18 protein-coding genes are annotated in these 18,271 nt (G+C 40.8%); 9 read left to right on the top strand and 9 right to left on the bottom strand.

The features are described from left to right. The first annotated feature begins 74 nt into the window (after nt 1-74). The 6 genes from HYG79_RS07155 to nadD are packed head-to-tail and all read left to right on the top strand — an operon-like array spanning nt 75 to nt 4,168. On the top strand, nt 75-845 hold the full coding sequence (locus HYG79_RS07155; protein WP_179241426.1) for a 3-keto-disaccharide hydrolase: 771 nt from the start codon (nt 75-77) through the stop codon (nt 843-845). Nucleotide 846: 1 nt separating this feature from the next. Continuing rightward, nucleotides 847-1,653 carry a 3-keto-disaccharide hydrolase gene (locus HYG79_RS07150; protein ID WP_179241425.1) on the top strand — a complete coding sequence of 269 codons (807 nt, stop codon included), beginning with the start codon at nt 847-849 and terminating at the stop codon, nt 1,651-1,653. 2 nt (nt 1,654-1,655) lie between these two features. Then, complete coding sequence (locus HYG79_RS07145; RefSeq protein WP_179241424.1) at nt 1,656-2,012, top strand: SdpI family protein; 357 nt, start codon at nt 1,656-1,658, stop codon at nt 2,010-2,012. 44 nt (nt 2,013-2,056) lie between these two features. Next, nucleotides 2,057-2,914 (top strand): YicC/YloC family endoribonuclease, encoded by an 858-nt coding sequence (locus HYG79_RS07140; protein WP_179241423.1) that lies wholly within the window; start codon nt 2,057-2,059, stop codon nt 2,912-2,914. 43 nt (nt 2,915-2,957) lie between these two features. Continuing rightward, complete coding sequence (gene gmk, locus HYG79_RS07135) at nt 2,958-3,548, top strand: guanylate kinase (protein WP_179241422.1); 591 nt, start codon at nt 2,958-2,960, stop codon at nt 3,546-3,548. Between the two features lie 32 nt (nt 3,549-3,580). Further along, nucleotides 3,581-4,168 carry a nicotinate (nicotinamide) nucleotide adenylyltransferase gene (gene nadD, locus HYG79_RS07130; protein WP_179241421.1) on the top strand — a complete coding sequence of 196 codons (588 nt, stop codon included), beginning with the start codon at nt 3,581-3,583 and terminating at the stop codon, nt 4,166-4,168. Between the two features lie 14 nt (nt 4,169-4,182). Here the strand turns inward: nadD and HYG79_RS07125 are convergent, their stop codons facing one another. Continuing rightward, nucleotides 4,183-4,584 (bottom strand): hypothetical protein, encoded by a 402-nt coding sequence (locus HYG79_RS07125; RefSeq protein WP_179241420.1) that lies wholly within the window; start codon nt 4,582-4,584, stop codon nt 4,183-4,185. 170 nt (nt 4,585-4,754) lie between these two features. Between HYG79_RS07125 and HYG79_RS07120 the strand changes: the two genes are divergently transcribed. Continuing rightward, on the top strand, nt 4,755-7,244 hold the full coding sequence (locus HYG79_RS07120; RefSeq protein ID WP_179241419.1) for a zinc-dependent metalloprotease: 2,490 nt from the start codon (nt 4,755-4,757) through the stop codon (nt 7,242-7,244). Between the two features lie 14 nt (nt 7,245-7,258). On the opposite strand, the gene HYG79_RS07115 is transcribed toward HYG79_RS07120, so the two are convergent. The 3 genes from HYG79_RS07115 to HYG79_RS07105 form a co-directional block, all read right to left on the bottom strand. After that, a complete protein-coding gene (locus tag HYG79_RS07115; protein ID WP_179241418.1) occupies nt 7,259-7,684 on the bottom strand; it encodes a SpoIIAA family protein in 426 nt (141 codons plus the stop codon). A gap of 188 nt (nt 7,685-7,872) precedes the next feature. Beyond that, on the bottom strand, nt 7,873-8,586 hold the full coding sequence (locus HYG79_RS07110) for a DUF6503 family protein (protein WP_228027953.1): 714 nt from the start codon (nt 8,584-8,586) through the stop codon (nt 7,873-7,875). Between the two features lie 12 nt (nt 8,587-8,598). After that, entirely contained in the window at nt 8,599-10,848 is a 2,250-nt protein-coding gene (locus HYG79_RS07105; RefSeq protein ID WP_179241417.1) for an inorganic phosphate transporter, read from the bottom strand. Nucleotides 10,849-11,019: 171 nt separating this feature from the next. Between HYG79_RS07105 and dgt the strand changes: the two genes are divergently transcribed. Beyond that, nucleotides 11,020-12,363: a dGTP triphosphohydrolase gene (dgt, locus tag HYG79_RS07100; protein ID WP_179241416.1), complete on the top strand. Its 1,344-nt coding sequence runs from the start codon at nt 11,020-11,022 to the stop codon at nt 12,361-12,363. Here dgt and HYG79_RS07095 read toward each other — a convergent pair. Together HYG79_RS07095 and HYG79_RS07090 are read right to left on the bottom strand one after the other, a co-directional pair. Then, on the bottom strand, nt 12,360-13,451 hold the full coding sequence (locus tag HYG79_RS07095) for a DUF3078 domain-containing protein (RefSeq protein ID WP_179241415.1): 1,092 nt from the start codon (nt 13,449-13,451) through the stop codon (nt 12,360-12,362). The two genes, dgt and HYG79_RS07095, sit on opposite strands and share 4 nt — an antisense overlap. A 4-nt stretch (nt 13,452-13,455) precedes the next feature. After that, nucleotides 13,456-15,228, bottom strand: coding sequence for a 1-deoxy-D-xylulose-5-phosphate synthase (locus tag HYG79_RS07090; RefSeq protein WP_179241414.1), 1,773 nt, complete (start codon nt 15,226-15,228; stop codon nt 13,456-13,458). A gap of 106 nt (nt 15,229-15,334) precedes the next feature. Here HYG79_RS07090 and HYG79_RS07085 point away from each other — a divergent pair, with 106 nt between their 5' ends. Further along, a complete protein-coding gene (locus tag HYG79_RS07085; protein WP_179241413.1) occupies nt 15,335-15,784 on the top strand; it encodes a nucleoside deaminase in 450 nt (149 codons plus the stop codon). A gap of 123 nt (nt 15,785-15,907) precedes the next feature. Here the strand turns inward: HYG79_RS07085 and HYG79_RS07080 are convergent, their stop codons facing one another. From HYG79_RS07080 to HYG79_RS07070, 3 genes are read right to left on the bottom strand one after another with little or no spacing between them, the layout of a single operon-like run. After that, a complete protein-coding gene (locus HYG79_RS07080; RefSeq protein ID WP_179241412.1) occupies nt 15,908-16,102 on the bottom strand; it encodes a cold-shock protein in 195 nt (64 codons plus the stop codon). Between the two features lie 48 nt (nt 16,103-16,150). After that, nucleotides 16,151-16,402, bottom strand: a complete 252-nt coding sequence (locus tag HYG79_RS07075) for a hypothetical protein (RefSeq protein ID WP_179241411.1) — start codon at nt 16,400-16,402, stop codon at nt 16,151-16,153. Between the two features lie 29 nt (nt 16,403-16,431). Further along, nucleotides 16,432-18,216: a chloride channel protein gene (locus tag HYG79_RS07070; protein ID WP_179241410.1), complete on the bottom strand. Its 1,785-nt coding sequence runs from the start codon at nt 18,214-18,216 to the stop codon at nt 16,432-16,434. Nucleotides 18,217-18,271 lie beyond the last annotated feature (55 nt).

The raw sequence follows: 18,271 nt of genomic DNA, 5'->3' as shown, positions 1-18,271 counted from the left end.
GTTCTATGTTGTTCGGAGAAAAAAAACCGCTGAATATAGTTGAAGTACTATATTACCATATCAAACATAATGACATGAAAAAAGGAATATTTTTAATGCTAGTTGGACTTGTACTATTAAGTTGCAAGGAAAAAGTGCAAAAGAGCGATCTTGATGTTGCTGAAACAGTTTCTGAAAGTGAGGAAGTAAGTCATGAAAATGAATGGACCGTTCTTTTTGATGGTACTTCTATGGATAATTGGCAGGCTTTTAAAGGAGGGCAGCCCTCGCATTGGTCAATAAAGAACAATGCACTGGTATTTGACCCACCGCTACCGGAAGAAAGGAAGGATGAAAACGGCGAAGGCTATAAAACCTTCAACATTGTCACCAAGGATTCATTTACCAGTTTTGTGCTCTCGTTGGAATGGAAAATTGCAGAGGGAGGAAATAGCGGTATTTTTTGGGGCATAAGTGAGGATGAAAAATACGTGGAGCCCTATCAGACAGGTTTGGAAATACAGGTGTTGGACAATACAAAGCATCCTGATGCGAAAAATGGGCGAAATAGACAGGCCGGTGCATTATATGATTTGGTAGAACCCGCAAAGGACGTGACCAAACCAGCAGGGGAATGGAATACAGCTGTCATAACGGTAAATCATGAGACCAATACAGGAAGTTCCGTGCTCAACGGAGTTGAAATAGCCACCTTTCCCGTTGGTGGAGATGAATTGAAGGCTATGTTGGAAAAATCAAAATTTAAGGGATGGGATGGTTTTGCCGACTACAAGACCGGGAAAATTGGCCTTCAAGACCATGGGGATGTCGTATCCTACAGAAACATTAAGATTAAAGCATTATAATATGAAACAGTATGTTTTTTGTTTGACATTGATAAGTATTTTGTTGGGTTGTCAAGAAAGCCCTAAAAAAAATATTCCCCAAGAAAACCAAATCAAAGAAGTCAACACCGATCAAAAGTATCAAGGAGAGGAGCCAACCACTCCGGAAGCAACAGAAGTCTACAAGCCGGTACCGCCGAAAGTGACTGTAAACGACAAGGGAATACCCACTGACGCCATTGTACTTTTTGACGGTACTGATTTAGACGAATGGATAAGCGCTGTTGATAGCACGGCGGCGCAATGGCATTTAAATGATGACGGGAGTATGACCGTAAAGGACAAAGCGGGAGACATACAGACCAAAAGAAATTTTGGCAGCATACAACTGCATGTAGAATGGAAATCCCCCGCAGAAGTATTGAATAAAGGACAAGCCCGGGCAAATAGCGGTATTTTTATCCAACAACGCTATGAAATTCAGGTCTTGGACAATAATGACAATCCTACCTACACCAACGGGCAAGTTGGCTCGGTCTACAAACAAGGAATTCCCTTAGCTATGGCATCCGCCCCAACAGGTGAATGGAACACATATGACATTATCTTTGAGGCCCCTGAATTTGAAAATGAAGAGTTGGTAAGCCCGGCATACGTTACGGTATTGCATAACGGCGTACTCATTCAAAACCATTTTGAAATCGAAGGGATAATAAAATACATAGGATGGCCAAAATATGAAGCCCATGGCAAGGCACCGATCCAATTACAGGACCACAAGGATAACAGCCGGGTAAGCTACAGGAATATTTGGGTCAGGGAGTTGTAAAAATGGACTTGTTCCAGTTTTTTCTGGCCATTTTCAATGGGCTGTTATTTACTATTTTGGGCTGGCTTTATATGAAATATCCGCCCAAGGAAATAAACCATATATATGGTTATCGCACCAGAAGAAGTATGGCCAACCAACACATTTGGGACTATGCCAATGCCATAGGTTCAAAAATGATATATTACATAGGTTTGGTCACGTTGTTTTCGAGTACTCTCCTATATTTTATCTTTGATTCGGGCACCGTAGTGATGGCATCCATTTTTATTCTTCTATTGGGTCTGGGCATCGGCATGTACAAATGTGAAACTTTGCTCAACAAACGATTTGATAAAAACGGAAAGCCCAAAAAGTAAAGCCTCTAATTTGGTTATCTTTGCGACAAATTTAATTCCATTCCATGATCAAATCCATGACCGGTTTCGGGAAACATGCAATACAACTTCCCAATAAAAAAATCACCGTAGAGCTAAAATCCCTAAACAGTAAAAGCTTGGATTTAAACGCCCGTATGCCATCTTCTTACCGAGAAAAAGAACTGGAGCTGCGTAAGATAATCGCAAGCTCTTTGGTACGGGGCAAGATTGATTTTGGATTATATGTGGAGACCACCGGCGACGAGACATCCTCACATGTTAACGAGCCTGTAGTCAAACAGTATATGAAACAGTTGGGAGCTATCGCCGCAGGGGATGATATGAGGCTTTTGGAAATGGCTTTGCGTATGCCGGATGCCCTAAGAACCGAACGTGAAGATGTTGACCCACAAGAGTACAAGGCCATACAAGAAGCCTTACAAAACGCCCTTGTTGAGATCAACCTTTTTCGGTCGGAGGAGGGCAGCGTGCTCGAAAATGATTTTTTGGAGCGTATAGCAAAATTGGACACACTTTTGGAAAAAGTCGTTGCGATAGATCCAGATCGGCAGGCTGATGTTAGGGAACGGCTCCAAAAAGCGATAGATGACATTAAAGCGGAAGTAGACGAAAACCGTTTTGAGCAAGAGCTTATCTACTATCTGGAAAAGTACGATATTACCGAAGAAAAAGTAAGGTTGAAAAACCACTTGAACTATTTTTCAAGCACATTAAAATCTGATGATTCCAACGGAAAAAAGTTAGGTTTCATTTCTCAGGAAATCGGTCGTGAAATCAATACCATAGGCTCTAAGGCCAATTATGCACCCATGCAAAAATTGGTGGTTCAAATGAAGGACGAACTTGAAAAAATCAAGGAACAAATGCTTAATGTATTGTAGTGCTCACCGTCCTAATCGTTAAGCTTAAATTTGTATTTTGTATATGAAAGGAGGTAAACTAATTATATTTTCGGCACCCTCGGGGAGTGGTAAAACCACCATAGTTAGGTATTTATTGGAGCAACCGGAGCTTAATTTGGCATTTTCGGTATCTGCAACGTCAAGGCCACGCCGCGGGAAAGAAAAGAACGGGGAACATTATTATTTCATGTCTGTTTCCGAGTTTAAAAAGCATATCAAAAACGATGATTTTTTGGAATGGGAAGAAGTGTATCGAGACAATTTTTATGGCACTTTAAAAAGTGAAGTTGAGCGCTTATGGGCCGAAGGTAAAAACGTGATATTTGATATTGACGTGGCCGGTGGCCTGCGTATAAAGAAAAAATTCCCCAATGAAACCTTGGCGGTCTTCGTAAAACCACCGAGTGTTGACGAGCTCAAGATCCGCCTTAAAAAGCGAAGTACCGAAAGCGATGATAAAATTAATATGCGAATTGCCAAGGCATCGGTTGAATTGGCTACGGCACCCCAGTTTGACACCGTCATCAAAAATTACGATTTGGATATAGCGCTCAAAGAAGCCAAAACGCTTGTGGCCAAATTCGTGGGTATTGGCCCTAACCAAACGATATAAAGCTTCGGTGGCGAGGCAATAAAATCCTATCAATGAAAAGAGTTGGGCTTTATTTTGGAACTTTTAACCCCATACACATAGGCCATATGATCATCGCCAACCATATGGCGGAGTTTTCAGATTTGGATGAGGTTTGGTTTGTCGTAACTCCCCAAAGCCCGTTTAAGACCAAAAAAACATTGTTGGACAATCATCATAGATACCAAATGGTATTTGAAGCCACCCAAGATTATCCCAAATTAAAACCAAGTAAGATAGAGTTTGATTTGCCCCAACCCAATTATACGGTACACACTTTAGCACATTTGGACGAAAAATACGGGGAAGACCATCATTTTTGTCTTATTATGGGAGAAGATAATCTCAAAGGCTTCCATAAATGGAAAAACCATGACGTTATACTGGAGAATTACGATCTGTACGTATATCCAAGAATTTCGGCAGGAGCCTTAGAACATCGGTTCAAGCAACATCCAAAAATACATAGGGTCGAAGCCCCTATTATGGAAATCTCATCGACCTTTATCCGCAAGCAACATGCAGAGGGAAAGAATATTAGGCTTATGCTACCCGAAAGCGTATGGAAATATATGGACGAGATGAACTTTTACAGGAAGTAAAGAATCAGTGCTTTTTAATCCATCACTATGATTTCCTCGGCCCAATCTATGGCCTTGTCCAAATGAGTGAAGATGTTAACGGGAACGTTTAGAAAAGACTGTTCCATCTCTGCGATATCACGGTTCATATCGTCATAAACAACCGCTGCGAACCCTTTAATGTTAGGAAACATTTGAGTGGTCTTAAAATGTGCGGTGGGATTAAAGGAATATGAGTTTTTCCTGTTGCTTATATAAACAAAAGGGGTCGTATTGCCAAAATAGGTCTTGGCCAGGCGCAACATTTCTGTTGCATTTTCAAAAGTAATGCTCATGCCTTCCTTTATTTCGGAAATCACGAAATTTTTGTAGAAATAAAAATATCCAACTTCCAAATCGTGTTTGCGTGTAAGTGTTCTATCTAGCTTGGGGCTCATACAGTTTATTATTCTCAGATTAAATTACAATATACTTGGCCATTCATCAAAAAAAATAGATGAAATGGTAAATCTTTTTAGAATTTTATCAAATGTTAATATTAAACAAAAACAAACCTTATTATAAGTTGTATCCTTATTTTTAATCACAGAACAGGAAACGACCAAACATGAAAAAAACGGTATTGCTGGCAATTTTGACCATTCTTTGCATTAACTATTCATCATCTGCCCAGCTTTTCAAAAAGAAAAATAAATCCAAGAAAGAACAAGCTGCCAAACCATCGGTAAAAAAGGGTGGCATTAAAAAATATAATGAAGTCATTACGAAAGATGCAAAGACGGATGAAGGGCTTTTTCATGTACATAAGATAGCTGATGATTATTTTTATGAAATCCCATTTTCTACGTTGGGGAAAGATATGTTATGGGTAAGTAGAATTTCCCAAATTCCTAACGGTCTGGGTGGCGGTTATGTGAACGCAGGTTCCAAGACCAATGAACAGGTCGTGCACTGGAAACGTTTTCAGGATAAAATTTTGATTAAGGTAAAATCGTATAACAATGTTGCCGATAGTACAAAAGCCATTAGCAATTCGGTTCAGGTAAATAATTATGAGCCTACTTTGTTTGCTTTTGATATAAAAGCTTTCAATACTGATTCAACAGCAGCGGTAATCAACGTCACAGATTTTTTTGAACAGGATATTCTCGCCATAAGCGGTCTACCTTCCAGTTTAAGAAAGCGTTACAAAGTACGTAAGTTAGATAAGGCACGTAGCTTTATCAATAGCGCCAAGAGTTTCCCGGAGAATATCGAGGTCAAACAGGATTTCACCTATGAAGCCGCCGAGCCACCATCGCAAGCATCCACAGGTTCTATTAGTTTGCAGATGAACCAGTCTATGATCTTGCTTCCGGAAAAACCCATGCAGCCAAGGCTATATGATCCTCGGGTCGGTTTTTTTACGGTAAGCCAATACGATTTTGGCAGTGATGAGTTGAAAGCAGATAGAAAAACCTACATACGACGTTGGAGATTAGAACCCAAAGATTCAGAAGCGTACGCACGCGGAGAATTGGTTGAACCTGTTAAGCCCATTGTATATTATTTGGATCCCGGAACACCCGAAAACCTTCAAAAATATATAAAGCAAGGCATAGAAGATTGGCAAAAACCGTTTGAAACAGCCGGATTTAAAAATGCGATCATAGCTAAAGATGCACCAACTCCCGAAGAGGATCCCGATTTTAGTCCAGAAGATATTAGATACTCCGTAGTAAGATATGTAGCGAGCACCACAAGAAATGCCGTGGGGCCCAGTGTCTCCGACCCACGAAGCGGGGAAATCATCGAGAGCGATATAATTTGGTATCACAATCATTTAAGAAGTTATAGAAATCGATATTTATTGGAGACGGGTGCAGCCAACCCTTCCGCAAGAACCCTAAACACGCCCGATGAAGAAATAGGAGAGATGATGCGTATGGTGATTGCGCACGAGGTCGGGCATGCCCTCGGTTTTCCGCACAATATGGCCGCTAGCTATTCCTATCCCGTTGAATCATATAGGGACGGTGCATTTACACAAAAAAATGGTATCGCCGCCAGTATTATGGACTATGCCCGGTATAATTATATTGCTCAGCCCGGGGACGAGAACATTCGGTTTATACGCCAAATGGGACCATATGACCACTATGCGGTAAATTGGGGCTACAGACGCATATTGGATGCCGACTCACCCGAAGCTGAAAGATCAACTTTAAACAAGTGGATTTTGGAAAAAGACGGCGATGCCAAATACAAGTTTGGTCGTCAATCGAGTCGATTTGACCCACAGTCGCAGGCCGAATGTATTGGGGATGATCCAATAGCAGCTAGTGATTATGGTTTAAAAAATTTAAAATATGTGGCCAATAACCTTGTAGAGTGGACTTCTGGCCAAACGAATAATTATGAAGATTTAGAGGAGCTCTATGGCGAATTGTTGAGTGTGTACAGTAGGTATGTAGGCCATGTGGCCAATAATATAGGTGGCGTGTATGAGAATATCAAAACTCCAGAGCAAGAAGGGTATATTTATACCCACTTGGATAAAAAATCACAGCAGGAATCGATGTCGTGGCTGCACAAAAATATTTTTGAAACACCCAAATGGCTTGTTGACAAGGATATTTTACAAAATATAGACCATGCGGGCCATTTTGAAAAAGTAAGGAGATTGCAGACAAGATATTTAAACTCTATTTTGAGCTTTGATAGGATAGGTAGGTTGATTGATGCTGAAACCATCAACAATGAATATTATAGCGCATTACAGATGATGCAAGAACTATCCAAAGGTATTTGGGGAGAGGTTGATAAAAAATCCAATGTAGACCTGTATCGTAGAAATTTACAGCGTTCCTATATTGAGCGTATGGCCTATCTAATGACCAATGAAGCATCCAAGAGCAGGTATTCCAGACCAGGGTTTGAAAGTACATTGTTCTATAATGTAGAAACTTCGGATGTACGGCCACTTGTACGTGGTGAGCTGAACAGGCTTTCCAGAAAAATTAGAACCGCAAAAAACTCAGGGGTAAATACGATTACCAAATATCATTATGAGGATATACTCGCAAGAATAGACGATCTTTTAGAACCCAATAAATAATTTAGACACCCTTTTTAAGTCGATAATTTTTGATGTAATCCGTCATTTTCCAAGAGTTGTGCCGCCCATTCAAAAGCCTCATCCACGGTATCGAAAACACGAATAGGTTTCCGCATGAACAGTTTTTCGAGCGAAGCTAACATTTTTCTATGTCGCTTGTTCGACACGATGGCGAACGCCTTTAGGTTGGGAAATAATTTGATGGCCTCATAATAGCCTATGGGATCAATAGAATAAGAGTTGATGCGATTTGAAATATAAACGACCGGCTTATGGTCGCCATAAATCTGCTCGGCAATTTGTAGGGGCAGTACTGCGCTTTCAAAGGTAACATGAACACCTTCTTTTATCTCGCCAACGGTAATATTCTCATAAAACCGAAACCTTCCGATATCAAGATTACGTTCAACAATAAGTTTTTGTGTCTCGCCCCAGCCCATAAAAGTAGTACTATTCTTATAAAATCGAATTTCACTATAATAGTGTACATAAAAATTAGTGAAAAAAATCCAGTATTTGACAATTTGGGTGGAAATTCGTCGTACATCGGTAAAAAATGGATTTTTATCTACCCTAAGTAAGAAAAAGCTGATAGATTGAAAAAGTGTTGAGCCATTATATCGATATTTTATATATGCTTGGACAAAACATCGGTGCCTAAATAAGTGTCGTCCAAATTGTAATACCACTCCCTGGTCTTGGGCATTTTAATGTCTGAAATTATTTCTTCGTCTTTTAGTAAGATATACTCCCCATCGTTTTTTTCTTCATCGTGAAAAAACTGATACACTTTCATGGCATAGGTCTTGGGATCAAAATAAAAGTACCATATGTCGTTTCCCACCTTAGCCTCATATTCCGCTTTGAGTACCAAGTATTGTTTTCCTTTAAAACCCCTTTGTTGAACATCTGGATGTATTTTTGTGCCGGGGTCTTTTAATTTCATGGGCAGACCGTACAAATACGTGTAGTAGTCTTTCATCATACGGGCACGCTCGCAGGTAAGCCGATATTTTTTTGCACTTTCTTTGGAAATATCGCTATCCTCGTTCAGGGATAGCCTGCAATCGTCTTTATGTAGAATTTGTTCCGTGATAACACCGTTCCTTGTTGCAATGAGGGAGAAATATTCGTTTGGAAAATCGATTATGATATTGCTTACCCGTTTTCCGGTATCGGGAGAGGTCATGGTAACGGTAAGTTCCGTTTTTAAGGTATTCCAATGATTATTTGGGTCGTGGTATGCAATGGCCTTGTCCAATAGTGCTTCCCCTGAAATTTTTTGGGCCATGCCCAAAGAACACCCTGCAAGGGTTATGGTAAAAAAGAGGATTTTGAGCACTATAATCGTGTTTTAGACCTTGACATTGGCGTGTTGGTCATAAATTTCCAATAGGTTCATCGTAGCGACCAATAGATCCTTGGTTTCCAACAACAGGCTAAAATAAAGGGCCGTGTTTTTTGGGCTGGATTCGTCTGTACGTGTACGTTCTACCTGTTTTTGAATTTTCAAATCTACCTTTTCGAAAAGATCTTGTTTTTTGACAATAAGTTCTGTAAGCTTAAGAAAGTCCTTTGAATCAAAAATCTCTTTTATATCTGAAAAGAATTGGCCAACATATACATCGGTTTCCTTTAAATCCTTGATTTGATTGAACCGTAATTTTTTGTGATTGTTGTTGACGTGCTTATATCCCGCCTTTGCGATATATTCCAAAGATTGGGTCATATCTTGCAAATAACTAAGAATGGTAATATAAAAGTTACTGGTGCCCACACTCGATTCATCCAAATTTTTGATGAAATAGAATATATTGTCACGAAGCCCTTCTACTTCATTATCCAGTTTGTTGATACCTTTTTTACTTTTTTTAAGTATATCGATATCGTGCTTTGAAAGTCCATAAATACTTTGTGAGTATATCTTGTTGGCCCTGTTGATGGTAAGGGAAATATTCGAGGAACTTTCCTCGATAACCCCTATGATAGATTTACTTTCGGCCCTTTCCAGTTTTTCTTCCAACTTGCTCTCCTTCATTTTTTTGTTATGGGAGAGATAGTTTTTACCGATCAGCGCAAAAGCAATGATAAGCAGAAAACCTATGGCCCAAATACCCCCTAAATGAATAATATATGCAATAATCGCAGCGGCCGTAAAGGCACTGAACGCGGTAAAGAACCAACCGCCAATGACATTAAGAACCCCGGCAACACGATATACTGCACTTTCCGGACCCCAGGCCCTGTCCGCCAAAGAGGTGCCCATGGCTACCATAAACGTAACGTACGTTGTGGAAAGCGGTAACTTCATTGATGTGGCAAGAGATATGAGTACACTGGCTACCATGAGGTTAACGGCCGCACGTACCAGGTCAAATGCGGGCAAGTCCTGGACCTTGCTCTTTGGGATGTAGACATACGGTTTTTCAAATTGCTTGTCAATTTTTCTAACTATCGCCGCAGGTACTATTCCACCTAGATTTTCCGAGGCTTTTATGGAATATTTTACGATTTGACGGGAAAGAAAATTAGGTTCAAAACGTTCATCGCCTTCATCTTGTCTGGAAAGATCTACACTGGTTTTTACGACATTTTTTGCCTTGGACGAAAACCACAAGGTAATGACCATGATTACCCCGGAGGCCAACAAGAGGTATGTTGGGGTCTGTACGGCCGTTGAAAGGCCCTCCATAGTGTATTCCGATGCTAATGCTCCCGATGACACCCAGCCATCATAAGATGCCAAAGCGGCCAAAGGCACCCCGATAAAATTCACCAGATCGTTACCTGCAAATGCCATGGCCAATGCGAATGTTCCCAAAACGATTATAATCGTATAAATGTTTAGTTTGAAGATTGAAGAGACCAACCATGACAACAGTGTCCAGAGCACAAAATTCACCAACAAGAACATCTCGGGACTTTCATTGATGAACACCAATATCCCTGGGCTGAAGATAGATGCACTTTTAAGGCCCTTCACGATGATGAAATAGATGATAGATGTAATGGCAAAGCCGCCAAATATGGCACCGACCCACTTCGGCTTTTCTTGAAACTTAAAGGATATGAGTATTCTGGAAACAAATTGTACTATCATACCTACCGAGAAAGCTACAACGACCGATAGTAAAATACCAAGTATGATTTCGGTTGCCTTATCTGTATTGATATAATCTGGGAGGTCGCTAAAACCACCGTCCAAATTCACGATTTTAATCAAAGAAATAGCTACGGCAGCCCCTAAAAGCTCAAATACAATGGAAACTGTCGTAGACGTTGGCATCCCCAGTGTATTGAAAAAGTCCAACAATAAAATATCGGTGATCATGACCGCCATGAAGATGATCATGATTTCGGCGAATACGAATTCCGATGGGTTAAAGATACCTTTTCGGGCCACTTCCATCATTCCGCTGGAAGAGATGGCACCAAAGGCGATGCCTACACTCGCCACTATCATTATTGTCCTAAAAGAAATGGCTTTTGAGCCGATTGCGGAATTCAAAAAGTTGACCGCATCATTACTTACCCCTACCACTAGGTCCGTTATCGCTAAAACGGCCAGAGCGATAATCATGAACAAATAAATATTTTCTCCCATTAAAGTTAAAATAAAAGCAAAAATGCCATATTAATCATTGACCAAGGTTAAAATAAGGTTATGAAACCTACTGGTGCAGTATAGCAATCCTGTAAATATAGCTTTTCTGAAAGAAGTTGGCTTATAAAAACATCCGATTTCATGTATATTAGTTGCAAATTACAATGCCGTATGAATTGGGAACAATTACTCTCTTTAAAACGCTATGGTGATAGCGGCAAAAGGTTGCGAAAAGAACAAGATGAAACCCGTTTGGGTTTTGAGGTCGACTATGACCGTATTATTTTTTCGTCGGCCTTTAGGAGTCTACAGGACAAAACACAAGTAATTCCCCTTTCCGAGACCGATTTTGTGCACACACGCCTAACCCATAGTCTAGAAGTATCGGTTGTAGGTCGTAGTCTTGGTAGGCTGGTGGGCAAAGAGCTTTTGCAAAAACATCCGCATTTACATGAAGTACATGGGTATAGGTTCAATGATTTTGGAGCCATAGTCGCTGCGGCATCCTTGGCGCACGACATAGGTAACCCGCCTTTTGGGCATAGCGGTGAGAAAGCTATCGGGGAGTACTTCAAAAATGGGAACGGACAAAAATTCAAATCGCTCCTGACCCAAAAAGAGTATCAAGATATTATTGATTTTGAAGGCAACGCCAATGGGTTTCGATTGTTGACGGAAAATAGGGAAGGGGTGAAAGGCGGACTCAGATTAAGTTATTCGGTTCTAGGTGCATTTATGAAATACCCCAAAGAATCGCTACCCAAAAAACCCACAAAACACATCGCGGACAAAAAATTTGGTTTCTTTCAGACTGAAAAAGATACTTTTAAAGAAATCGCTGGCGAACTTGGTTTGATACAGACGAGAAATGGGGAGGATATCAGTTTTCATCGCCACCCCTTAACTTTTTTGGTAGAGGCTGCCGATGATATTTGCTACACCATAATCGACTTTGAAGATGGTATCAATCTTGGCCTGATACCCGAGGATTTTGCTTTGGAATACTTGATCAAATTGGTCAAGGACCGTATCAATACCAAAAAGTACAATGCCATGGCATTTATGGAGGATAGGCTAAGCTATCTGCGTGCCTTGGCCATAAATACGTTGATACAAGATGCCGTGGCTGTTTTTCTGGCCAATGAAACTGCTATTTTACGGGGAGACTTCACGGTTTCACTCATGGATAAAAGCGAATACAAAGCCCAAATAGCCGATATCATCGACGTGAGTGTCAAAAAAATATATCAATCCAAGGAAGTCATAGAAAAAGAGATTGCAGGCTATAAAATCTTGGCCGATATTTTAGATGTTTATACGCATGCCTTAATAAGAAAAAAGGACGGGACTACATCAAACTATCACGACCTCATGCTCAAGACCCTGCCCAAACCCTATCAAAATACCGATGTCTCTTTTTATAGAATATTGCTAAATGCCTGCTGCTATGTAGCTAGCCTTTCCGACAGTGCTGCAGTACATATTCATAACAAAATTATGGGGAGAGAGCTTTAAAAACTATATTTTACCCCTACGCCCAAGACTTGCTTAAACTGTATGCGCGGTGTTCCAGGGTCAATCACGGTACCATCGGTAGCAACCTGTCTATCAAATTTGATATCGTCATCAAAAATTACGTGCGTACCTATTGATGCATTTATGTACTTGTTCACGACCAGATCAAAATTAAGTTCCCAATCTAGATCTACATTACCAAAACTCCTAAGATAATCGGTATACAAACTCATGCGATGCCTCATAAAAACGTTTTTCCAAACCTCTTTCTCCCACGTGTTCGTGACCAAAAAACCAAGTTCCATAAAAATGTTCTCCCCTTCTTCCAGGATGGTGCCGTCTGCGGCCACAACTGCTTTTTTGACCCCAAAAGCCCCTCTGTTGGCCAAGTCCTCGTCTAACACGAAAGTGGCCTTTTGCGTTAAAGGGGATATGTATAAGTTAAATTTTTGCCCCTCCGGGATATAAGAAGTTCCCGCTCCAAGAAATAAATAGCCCGGTGCCATAAACCGCGATATGGGTGTTGTCCTGTCCGGATATTTGAAACCGTTGGCAAACTGTGTGTTAAAGTTCGCTTTTACGGAGTAGTACCAGTTACTTATGGTATCCCTACGGTATCCAAAAGTAGAACTTAGCCTTATGGCATCATCGGTTTTTCTCAACTTACGTTCTTCCTGGGCATTAAGACCGTAGCGTAGCGCCAGTTCGTTGTCCCATTGTACGTATCTGAACTTGTAGTTTCTGGCGAATCTTAGATTGCCGAGCCCGGTAATGGCGTTGTTCCCACCCGCATTCCAGTTTACAAAGGCCACTTCACTTATATTCATGCCGAACTCGTTTATTTTTTCCCAAAAAGACGGCACCCTAAAACGTTTGAACGGTTTTGTGAGCGGTTTTGTTTTTTTAAAAGTGATAACGGGATTTGACAGCTCTACACTTCGGGGTATAAACTTAATTTTTTCCTGTGTGGAGCGTATGACTATGGTATCGATTCTTGTAGTATCTACAGCAACTTCGGGAATACTGTCCTGGGCGACCAACTTTAGAACGGAACAAAAAAGAAATATATAAAAGAGAATACGATGCATTTAACTATTGTTTCAGCAGGTTTTCAATTTGTTTTTTTATTGACTCATCGTCCAGCCCCACTATTTTATAAAGCTCCTCGACCGTTCCGTGTTCCACAAAAGTATCATCTATTCCTAAAATTTTTATGGTGTTTTTAAAATTCATCTCACTGGCATATTCCAATACGGCAGTGCCAAAACCACCTTTTTTGCAGCCATCCTCAACTGTTATTATAGATTCATATTTTTTAAAAACAGTATTCAACATATCGGTATCCAGGGGTTTTACAAAACGCATATCATAGTGCCCTATTTCCTTGGTAAATGCTGCTTGTTCTATGATTTCAGAAATTCTGTTTCCTATGTGCCCGACCGATAATATAGCAATTTTCGTTCCTTTTTTGATTTCCTTTGCGGTGCCGATATTTATCTTTTCAAAATTTGTCCTCCAATCCAAGGTCACGCCCCTACCTCTAGGGTAACGAATGGCAATTGGGTTTTTTAGCCCAAGTTGTGCCGTGTACATGATGTTGCGCAATTCGGATTCGTTCAATGGGCAAAATACGATCAAGTTGGGAATGCACCTCAAGAAAGCAATATCAAAAACGCCATGGTGCGTAGCCCCGTCTTGCCCTACCAATCCCGCACGATCCAGGCAAAAGATAACGGGAAGCCCTTGCAGGGCTACATCGTGTATGACTTGGTCGTAGGCACGCTGTAAAAAGGTAGAGTAAACAGTACAGAAAGGGACAAGCCCTTCGGCTACCATCCCAGCTGCCATAGTAACGGCGTGTTGTTCGGCAATGCCCACGTCAAAGGCCCTATCCGGAATTTCTTCCATCATGTACTTTAAGGAACTTCCGGTGGGCATGGCCGGGGTTATCCCAATGATTTTTTGGTTTTTTTTGGCGAGTTCTACCAAGGTATGGCCAAACACATCTTGATATTTTGGCGGTTCTTTCTGTAAAGTGGCTTTATGTATCAACTCGCCCGTATTTTTATCAAATTTACCGGGGGCATGATAGGCCACTTGATTTTCCTCGGCCTTTTGAAGTCCTTTTCCTTTTGTGGTGATGACGTGCAATAATTTAGGTCCTGGCACTGATTTTAATCGTTCCAGTTCGGCAATCAATATATCTATATTATGCCCATCAACAGGCCCTGAATATGTGAGATTAAGGCATTCAAATATGTTTTCATCCTTGGCTATGCCCTTTTTTACGTTGGTCAGATATTTTTTCAGGGCCCCAACACTGGGGTCTATACCAATGGTGTTGTCGTTCAAAATAATGAGAACGTTGGTATGGGTCACGCCAAGATGGTTCAGCCCTTCAAAGGCCATGCCACTGGCAATGGAGGCATCGCCGATGACCGCAATATGTTGTTTTTGTAGCGCCCCTTTTAATTTGGAAGCTATCGCCATTCCCAGAATAGCGGAAATAGATGTTGAGCTGTGCCCCGTTCCAAAATCATCGTATGTACTTTCGTTTCGTTTGGGGAAACCGCTTATTCCACCAAGTTGTCTGTTCGTATCGAATTTTTCTTTTCTACCGGTCAGTATTTTATGTCCGTAGGCTTGATGTCCTACATCCCAAATGAGTTTATCGGTCGGAGTATCAAAAATATAATGCAGGGCAATGGTCAATTCCACAACGCCCAAACTGGCACCTAAATGGCCTTCCTTTGCGGAAACGATATCAATGATAAAGGCCCTTACTTCTTGGGCAAGTTCGGGGAGTTCGCTTTTTTTTAGTTTGCGAAGGTCAGCAGGGGAATGAATGGTGTTTAACAGTTTCATTTAAGTCAACAAAAGTACATTAATTTAGGGATGGTGACGCTAGATTGATTTTTGAATATGTTATTTTTGAAACAGAAATTAGCACAATTTTTTTATTGTAAAGAACATGATTCTCCCGTTTGACGATGCATATTTTATGAAAAGGGCAATACAGGAAGCAGAGGCCGCTTTTGAAAAGGGAGAAGTTCCTATTGGTGCCGTTATCGTGGTTCAAAACAAGATTATCGCAAGAGCGCACAATCTTACCGAACAATTGAACGATGTCACCGCACATGCCGAAATGCAGGCAATAACGGCAGCGGCTAATTTTTTAGGCGGTAAGTATCTTCAAAACTGCACGCTTTATGTAACGTTGGAACCTTGCCAAATGTGCGCCGGGGCCTTGTATTGGAGCCAAATATCAAAGATAGTGTATGCTGCCACCGATACGGAAAGGGGCTTTGGGGCCATGGGCACAAAATTACATCCTAAAACCGAAATCGTAGGGGGGATTATGGAAAACGAAGCTGCGGATTTATTGAAACGTTTCTTTATCCAAAGAAGAAACTTGAACTAGCGAGATAAACATATAGTTTTGAAAACAGGCCCGTAAAATATCATTGGAACGTATGGGGAAAATACATAAAGAATGTTTTGGATTTCTCCCGTATGGTCGGAAACGACTGTATTAAAAACAAACTTACCCCACTACTTGTACCTGCCCTGCCACAAGGCCTTTTCTACCTTCTTCCTCTACATATTCCACTTTGTCTCCTTCGTTTAATTGTATTCCGTTCAAGGAAGTGGCATGAACAAAAATATCTTTTCCGGTTTCGTCGTTGGTAATAAATCCGTAGCCCTTGGATTCATTAAAAAATTTTACAGTTCCAGTCATCGGTTAAAAATTAAAAATTACTTCTTAAAGTTATAATTTTTTTCGATATTATTGATTACCAGGCTTTTGTTTTTCACGTTCGTTCATTTTTCGAATGTTTTCTTCGTTCAGCATATAATCTTTCATCTTTTTTCCCCGGCTTTCGGTTAAGAGAAAAAGCGGCATGGCGACAAAAAACAATCCCAAAGTTCCCGAGCCGATATATTTATTGGCTAAATCGGCCTGTTCTTCATCCAAACTAAATCCGTAGACAATAGCTCCGAAAGAGGCAAGTACCACTAAAATGATTACGTATTTCATGTAGCAAATTTAGAAAAAACCAACTTCAATTATTTTGTGAAGTTGATAAGTTCCCTGCGGTAAGCGGTCAATAACTTTGATTTTGAAACAAATCCCAAATATCTGCCCTGTTGAATAACGGGTAGGTTCCACGCACCGCTGTCCTGGAACTTTCGCATTACGATTTTCATACTGTCTTCCCCATAAAAAATATACTCCGGGGCGTTGTGCATGAAAGTCTCCACTTTTAGGGTATCGTACAATGAGGTATCGAACATGAATTCCCTAATATCGTCCAACAAGATTATACCGACCAAGGCATTTTCCGTATCGACTACCGGAAATATGTTTCGGGTAGATTTTGCTACGGATTCGTGGAGCATATCTCCCAACGTCATGTTAGGGGATACCGTTTTAAAGTTATTTTCGATAACATCTTTAAGTTGCATGAGCGTCAACACGTTTTCGTCTTTGTCATGTGTCAACAGCGCACCCTGTTCTGCCAGTTCACGTGTATAAATCGTATGGTCAATCGCGTTTTTAGTAATCAAATAAGATATGGATGCCGTAATCATCAATGGCACAAAAAGCTCATAACCCCCTGTAATTTCTGCAATCAGGAATATTGAAGTCAAAGGAGCATGCAATACTCCTGCGATAAGCCCGGCCATACCTATCAACGTGAAATTGCTTTCAGAAACCGAAAACCCTAGGCCTATATTGTTGATGACCTTGGCGACAACGTTCCCCAGTGCGCTGCCCATGACCATGGTAGGGATGAATATACCACCGGCACCACCGGCGGCAAACGTTGTGGTCATGGCCACTGCCTTAAAAATCGTTATGCCGAACAATAGGGCAATGACTACCCAAATATTGTTTAAATAGGCATCAAAAGGGGTTTTTCCCAAAGCGGCAGCGTGATTTCCGTCCAAAAGATTATTGATAAAGCCAAAGCCTTCACCATAAAGTGGCGGTATAAAATATAACATTATCCCAATGGCCATACCGCCCACCAAAAGGCGATATTTTGGACTTTTTAAGGGTTTGAAGAGTTTAAGGATACCAAAATACATCTTGGTAAAATATATAGACGCCACGGCAGTACCAACACCTAACAGAACATAAAAAAGGGTATCCTTGATCTCAAAATTGTCATTTAGCGAAAAATTAAACAGTACTTCATTGCCGAGAAAAAAATAGGAAGTCAATACGCCCGATATAGATGCCAATAAAAGCGGTAATACAGAGAGCATGGTAAAATCCAAACTAAAAACCTCTACCGCAAAAACGATGGCGGCGATAGGGGATTGAAAAATAGATGAAATGGCACCGGCAGAAGCACAAGCAATCAATAAAGAACGGGTCTTTGCATTGATATGAAAAAACCGACTTAAATTGGAACTGATGGCCGAACCCGATGCCACGGCCGGCCCCAATAACCCTACCGAGCCACCAAAACCAACCGTTAAGGGAGCGGTTATGAGCGGGGTATATATTTTTTTTAGATCAATGATTCCCTTTTTTTTGGACAGGGCAAATAGAATGGAGGAGACGGCATGTTCCAACTTTTCCCTATGTACAAATTTTACGTACAGGTATACGAGGGCAAGGCCAATGATGGGTAAAATAAAGTAGAGCTCATTACTGAAAAAAATGACACCGTTTTCAAGAGAGGATTCAATAAAGTAGGTAAGGTTCTTTATCGTGACCGATACTAGGCCAGCCAACAAACCCACTACAACGCTCATCATGTGCGTAAACGTCTTGTGGGATATGTTTTTATAGCGCCACTTTAGGAATTTGGTAAAAAGTCTTTTCGGCAGGTTGGGCATTTTACTACATAACTTTATTAAAAGTATTAAAAAATCCCGCAGAACAGCGGGATTT

The organism is Costertonia aggregata, from assembly GCF_013402795.1.
Taxonomy (GTDB): domain Bacteria; phylum Bacteroidota; class Bacteroidia; order Flavobacteriales; family Flavobacteriaceae; genus Costertonia; species Costertonia aggregata.
Note: the sequence above shows the minus strand (reverse complement) of the source record. Positions and strands in the feature narration are given on the sequence as shown.

Coding starts and splice junctions, on each gene's coding strand:
- HYG79_RS07075 (WP_179241411.1), bottom strand. CDS start 16,402: ATGAAATACGTAATCATTTTAGTGGTACTTGCCTCTTTCGGAGCTATT.
- HYG79_RS07085 (WP_179241413.1), top strand. CDS start 15,335: ATGATTCTCCCGTTTGACGATGCATATTTTATGAAAAGGGCAATACAG.
- dgt (WP_179241416.1), top strand. CDS start 11,020: ATGAATTGGGAACAATTACTCTCTTTAAAACGCTATGGTGATAGCGGC.
- HYG79_RS07095 (WP_179241415.1), bottom strand. CDS start 13,451: ATGCATCGTATTCTCTTTTATATATTTCTTTTTTGTTCCGTTCTAAAG.
- nadD (WP_179241421.1), top strand. CDS start 3,581: ATGAAAAGAGTTGGGCTTTATTTTGGAACTTTTAACCCCATACACATA.
- HYG79_RS07090 (WP_179241414.1), bottom strand. CDS start 15,228: ATGAAACTGTTAAACACCATTCATTCCCCTGCTGACCTTCGCAAACTA.
- HYG79_RS07105 (WP_179241417.1), bottom strand. CDS start 10,848: ATGGGAGAAAATATTTATTTGTTCATGATTATCGCTCTGGCCGTTTTA.
- gmk (WP_179241422.1), top strand. CDS start 2,958: ATGAAAGGAGGTAAACTAATTATATTTTCGGCACCCTCGGGGAGTGGT.
- HYG79_RS07145 (WP_179241424.1), top strand. CDS start 1,656: ATGGACTTGTTCCAGTTTTTTCTGGCCATTTTCAATGGGCTGTTATTT.
- HYG79_RS07150 (WP_179241425.1), top strand. CDS start 847: ATGAAACAGTATGTTTTTTGTTTGACATTGATAAGTATTTTGTTGGGT.
- HYG79_RS07080 (WP_179241412.1), bottom strand. CDS start 16,102: ATGACTGGAACTGTAAAATTTTTTAATGAATCCAAGGGCTACGGATTT.
- HYG79_RS07115 (WP_179241418.1), bottom strand. CDS start 7,684: ATGGGCTGGGGCGAGACACAAAAACTTATTGTTGAACGTAATCTTGAT.
- HYG79_RS07155 (WP_179241426.1), top strand. CDS start 75: ATGAAAAAAGGAATATTTTTAATGCTAGTTGGACTTGTACTATTAAGT.
- HYG79_RS07120 (WP_179241419.1), top strand. CDS start 4,755: ATGAAAAAAACGGTATTGCTGGCAATTTTGACCATTCTTTGCATTAAC.
- HYG79_RS07140 (WP_179241423.1), top strand. CDS start 2,057: ATGATCAAATCCATGACCGGTTTCGGGAAACATGCAATACAACTTCCC.
- HYG79_RS07125 (WP_179241420.1), bottom strand. CDS start 4,584: ATGAGCCCCAAGCTAGATAGAACACTTACACGCAAACACGATTTGGAA.
- HYG79_RS07070 (WP_179241410.1), bottom strand. CDS start 18,216: ATGCCCAACCTGCCGAAAAGACTTTTTACCAAATTCCTAAAGTGGCGC.